Here is a 3,202-nt window from a genome sequence, read left to right as displayed (position 1 = left end):
GAGCAGGTACTGCGTGGGACCGGCGCACAGCATGAACAGCACCAGCGCAATCGCCAGCAGCATGTTGATGTTGGCCATCCAGCGCACGCCCTTCTCCACGCCGGACACGGCCACCGCGACCGCCGCGCCCATCATCGCCACCACCAGCAGGATCTGCACCATGTTCGAGTGCGGCACGTTGAACAGGTGCGACAGCCCAGCGTTGAGATGCAGCACGCCAAAGCCCATGTCCGCGCCGATGCCGAACACGGTGGCGACGATGCCCAGGGCGTCGACGGTATAGCCGATGGGGCCATTGATGCGCTTGCCGATCAGCGGATACAGCGCCGAGCGCAATGCCAAAGGCAGGTTGTGCCGGTAGGCGAAATAGGCCATCGCCATCGCCGCCAGCGCGAACACACCCCAGCCATGCAGCCCCCAGTGCAGGAACAGCAGCTGCATGGCCTGGCGCGCACCGGCCTCGCCCGCGGCCGGATCACCCTGCGGCGGYTGCAGSWWGTGSGTCAGCGGYTCGGAMACGCAGAAGAAGAACAGSGTGATGCTGATSCCKGCKGCRAACAGCATGCCGGCCCAGGAGAGGTAGCTGAACTCCGGTTCGTCATGGTCGGCACCGAGCTTGATGCCGCCGTACTTGGACAGCGCCACGCCGACCACGAASACCAGRTACAGSGTCATCGCSAGCAKGTAGTACCAGCCGACGTTGAGCGCGGCCCAGTCCTGCGCCTTGACCAGCAGGCGACCGGCGCCGATCGGATACAGGCTGACGAACAGTGCGAAGGCAACGACAACGATCGCCGCGAAGGCGAAGACGGGCCGCAGGGTTCGCACCGGCTGATGTTGAGGCTCCAGTGCTTCCATGGGCAGCCATCTCCGGATCGATCAAAGAGTGAGCCGACCGATTCTGGCTGAATCGCAGTGGACACAGGATGAAGTCGTGGCATCGCGCAGGCACGATCGGCTGGATTTCCGTGCTACGCGCGCGCCTGCAGACCGGCGGGCGTGCCGGGCGGCGTTGTCACTTTGGTCCGATTACGAGACGCCGCGTCCGGCACCGACGATTCACCCCATCACATGCACGGCGCACAGCTTGTTGCCGTCGGGATCACGCAGGTATGCCAGGTACAATTGGCGCCCGGCCTTGTGCCGCACGCCGGCCGGGTCTTCCACCGCGGTACCGCCGTGGGCGACCCCCGCTTCCTGCCAGGCATGCACCGCCTGCGGGTCTGCCAGCGCAAAGCCGATGGTGCCGCCGTTGGCATGGCACGCCGCCTCGCCATCGATGGGCGGGATGACCATGAACATCCGTCCATCCTTGATATAGACCAGCTTGCCCTCGTCATCGAACGCGCCTGCGCGACCGCCGATGGCAGTGAACAAGGCATCGTAGAAGCGGCGGGAAGCCGCCATGTCGTTGGTTCCGACGGTGACGTGACTGAACATGCGGGCACTCCGTTGCGGGAAAGCCCCAGTGTCGGCCACCTCACTGATCGCCGCAATCAAGCCGGGATCACGCCGTACTGAGCAGCAGCACGGCCGCCGTGACCAGGCCGATGCCGATCCAACCAATCGGGCGCAGGCGGTTGCCGAACAGCAGGCGACCGCAGGTGGCCGTACCGATCACGCCGATCGCGCCCCACATCGCATAGGCGGTCGCCAGGTCCCTGTAGCGCACGGCCTGGCCCAGCAGGGCGAAGGCGATCCAGACCAGCACGATGGCGCCGACACCCCAACGCCAGCGACGGAAGCCATCGGACTTGGCCACCATCATGTTGGCGGCCACATCGATCAGCGCCGAGCAGATCACGAAAAACAAGGCCATCATGTTCATCAGTGCGCCTCCCCGACGGTGACACAGACGATGCCGACCACCGCCAGCACCAGACCGGCCAGCTGCTGCAGCGACAGGCTCTCGCCGAACACGCTGATGCCGACCACGGTCAGCAGGGTCAGGCCGAGGCCTTCCCACACCGCATAGGCCACGCCGACGGCGATGCGGCGCACCGACAGCGCCAGGAAGTAATAGGACAGCGCCAGCGCGGCGGCCATCACCAGATAGCCGGTCCAGCCGCCATCGCGGGCGGCATGGGCCATGAAGGACGTGCCGACCACTTCGGCGACGATCGCCACAGTCAGGCAGGCCCAGGCGACGAAGGCGCCACGGGCGGGAACAGTACGGGACATGTGAAGCTCCTTGCGGGACGGGGGCCGCGCCCCGTCATCAGTAGATCCACGCCGTGCGTGGATGATCCGGAACGCCCCCGCAGACAGGGGCGATGGCGGCCAGTATCATCGCCTTTTACGGTGGTATCAAAATTGATTCCATCGACAGGAGCGATGGATCAATGCCCTATTCTCCCGAATCCCTGCAGGCCTTCGTCGAGGCCGCCGCGCTGGGCTCGTTCTCGGCGGCCGCCCGCCGGCTGCGCAAGACCCAGTCCACGGTCAGCACTGCCATTGCCCATCTGGAAGCGGACCTCGGCATGGTTCTGTTCGACCGCAGCGGCCGCTATCCGCAGCTGACCGACGCCGGCCGGCAGGTGCTGGGCCACGCGCAGGAAATCCTTGCCGCCGACGCGCGCCTGCAGCAACTGAGCGTGCGCCTGGCCGCACCCGTGGAGCCACGCCTGACCGTGGTGTTCTCCGATGTCTACCAGCTCGATCCGGCGCAACGTGTGCTGCAGCGGTTTGCCGAGGCATTTCCCGAGATCGAGCTGGAATGGCTGGATGCCGAGGGTCGGGACGTRCTGGAACTGGTGGATGGTGGGCGCGCCGGGCTGGGACTGCTGCCGCGCCAGGCGCAGTACCCCGATGCGCTGGTGGCCCAGCCGTTGGCCCACCACAGCGAACTGGCGGTGTACGTGGCCAGCGACCATCCGCTGGCGCAGGCCGGCGTGCGTGCGGCGGCGCAACTGGCCCGGCATCGGCAGGTGCGGCTGAGTGCGCAGGTCGACCACGCACCGCCGATCAGCGGGCCGGCATGGACCGCGTCGGACTACCTGATGGTGATGGAGATGGCCGAGGACGGCATCGGCTGGGCCGAACTGCCGCGTGCGCTGGTGCAGCGCTACGACCGGGGCCGCCTGCTGGAACTGCGCGTGCCGGGCTGGCCGAGGCGCATCCACAGCGACCTGGTGTGGCGCCGCGATACGCCACCGGGGCCGGCAGCGTTGTGGTGGGCCCAGGCGTTGGGGTGAGCTAGTGC

General features: G+C 67.1%; 5 protein-coding genes. 1 reads left to right on the top strand and 4 read right to left on the bottom strand.

What is annotated here, in order from left to right; all coding sequences use genetic code 11:
• The 4 genes from AC1VAN_RS16450 to AC1VAN_RS16435 all read right to left on the bottom strand — a co-directional run.
• A partial coding sequence (locus AC1VAN_RS16450) for a BCCT family transporter (protein ID WP_480986212.1) occupies nucleotides 1–858 on the bottom strand: 858 nt, incomplete at its 3' end.
• A 201-nt stretch (nucleotides 859–1,059) separates the two neighbouring features.
• Nucleotides 1,060–1,440 (bottom strand): VOC family protein, encoded by a 381-nt coding sequence (locus AC1VAN_RS16445; RefSeq protein ID WP_442252171.1) that lies wholly within the window; start codon nucleotides 1,438–1,440, stop codon nucleotides 1,060–1,062.
• A 67-nt stretch (nucleotides 1,441–1,507) separates the two neighbouring features.
• A complete protein-coding gene (locus AC1VAN_RS16440; protein WP_442252172.1) occupies nucleotides 1,508–1,828 on the bottom strand; it encodes a DMT family transporter in 321 nt (106 codons plus the stop codon).
• Nucleotides 1,828–2,181 (bottom strand): SMR family transporter, encoded by a 354-nt coding sequence (locus AC1VAN_RS16435; RefSeq protein WP_442252173.1) that lies wholly within the window; start codon nucleotides 2,179–2,181, stop codon nucleotides 1,828–1,830. The genes AC1VAN_RS16440 and AC1VAN_RS16435 overlap by 1 nt, the downstream gene beginning before the upstream one ends.
• A 161-nt stretch (nucleotides 2,182–2,342) precedes the next feature.
• On the opposite strand from AC1VAN_RS16435, the gene AC1VAN_RS16430 reads away from it, so the two are divergent.
• Complete coding sequence (locus tag AC1VAN_RS16430) at nucleotides 2,343–3,194, top strand: LysR family transcriptional regulator (protein ID WP_442252174.1); 852 nt, start codon at nucleotides 2,343–2,345, stop codon at nucleotides 3,192–3,194.
• The last annotated feature ends 8 nt before the right edge of the window (nucleotides 3,195–3,202 follow it).

The organism is Stenotrophomonas sp. 05L44_2 (assembly GCF_056665995.1).
Note: the sequence above shows the minus strand (reverse complement) of the source record. Positions and strands in the feature narration are given on the sequence as shown.

Excerpts from the sequence above, each read along its gene's own strand:
- AC1VAN_RS16445 (WP_442252171.1), bottom strand. The coding sequence starts at position 1,440 with ATGTTCAGTCACGTCACCGTCGGAACCAACGACATGGCGGCTTCCCGC.
- AC1VAN_RS16440 (WP_442252172.1), bottom strand. The coding sequence starts at position 1,828 with ATGAACATGATGGCCTTGTTTTTCGTGATCTGCTCGGCGCTGATCGAT.
- AC1VAN_RS16435 (WP_442252173.1), bottom strand. The coding sequence starts at position 2,181 with ATGTCCCGTACTGTTCCCGCCCGTGGCGCCTTCGTCGCCTGGGCCTGC.